Origin of the sequence: Arenimonas sp. (genome assembly GCF_019459675.1) — a bacterium.
In the GTDB taxonomy this organism is placed as follows: domain Bacteria; phylum Pseudomonadota; class Gammaproteobacteria; order Xanthomonadales; family Xanthomonadaceae; genus Arenimonas.
On sequence record NZ_JAIBFH010000460.1, the window covers coordinates 1 to 1,134 of the forward strand.

The 1,134-nt window shown below is 70.5% G+C and carries 1 protein-coding gene; it reads left to right on the plus strand.

The genetic code is table 11. The features are described 5' to 3' along the window. Nucleotides 1-10 precede the first annotated feature (10 nt). On the plus strand, nucleotides 11-1,134 hold a 1,124-nt coding region (locus K0M70_RS15135), incomplete at its 3' end, for a trypsin-like peptidase domain-containing protein (protein ID WP_290783351.1).

Consider the following 1,134-nt stretch of genomic DNA (forward strand, 5'->3'; position numbering starts at 1 on the left):
CGCCCTTGTCATGGCCCTGGCGCTGCCTGCCGCGCAGGCGCAGGCGCCCGCCGCGGCGCCCTCGCCGCCGCTGGTCAGCCTTCCTGATTTCACCCTGCTGGTCGAAAGGGCCGGCCCCGCGGTGGTCAATATCGAAGCCACCAGCGGCGGGACGGGCCTGCAGGACAGCGCACAAATCGACCAGCCGATGCCCGAAGACGTGCCGGAGATTTTCCGGCGCTTCTTCGGCCAGCCCGGGCAGCCGGGCCAGCCCGGCCTGCCGGGGGGGCCGGGCCCGCGCGGCGGAGTGTCGCAGGGCACCGGATTCCTGATTTCCGCCGACGGCTATGTGCTCACCAACCACCACGTGGTGGAAGGCGCGGACGACATCGTGGTGCGGCTGGACGACCGCAACGAACTCAAGGCCAAGCTGGTGGGCAGCGACCCGCTGTCCGACATCGCCCTGCTCAAGGTGGACGGCAAGGGACTGCCGGTGCTGAAAATCGGCGACTCGCGCGGCCTGAAGCCGGGCCAGTGGGTGGTGGCGATCGGTTCGCCGTTTGGCTTCGACCATTCGGTGACTGCGGGCGTGGTCAGCGGCGTGGGCCGCCGCAGCCTCGACCCCAGCCAGCAGTACGTGCCCTTCATCCAGACCGACGTGGCCATCAATCGCGGCAACTCGGGCGGACCGCTGCTCAACACCCGCGGCGAAGTGATCGGCGTGAACTCGCAGATTTTCTCCAACTCGGGCGGCTACATGGGCGTCAGCTTCGCCATTCCGATCGAAGTGGCGATGAATGCCGTGCGCCAGCTGCGCGACAACGGCAAGGTGGTGCGCGGCCAGCTGGGCGTGCGCATCCAGGACGTCCGGCGCGAGCGCCTGGCCGAGCTGGGCCTGGACCGTCCGGTGGGCGCCTTCGTTGATTCGGTGGAGAACGGCAGCGCGGCGGCCCTGGCCGGCATTCGCCCCGGCGACGTGATCACGGGCTTCAACGGCAGCGCGATCGGCCGTTCGGCCGAGCTGCCGCCCATGGTGGGCGTGCTGCCGCCGGGCAGCCGCGCCACGGTCTCGCTGATCCGCAACCGCAAGCCGCTGGACGTGGTGGTGGTGCTGGCGGCGCTGGATACGGCGTCGATGCAGGCCAACCGGGGGCC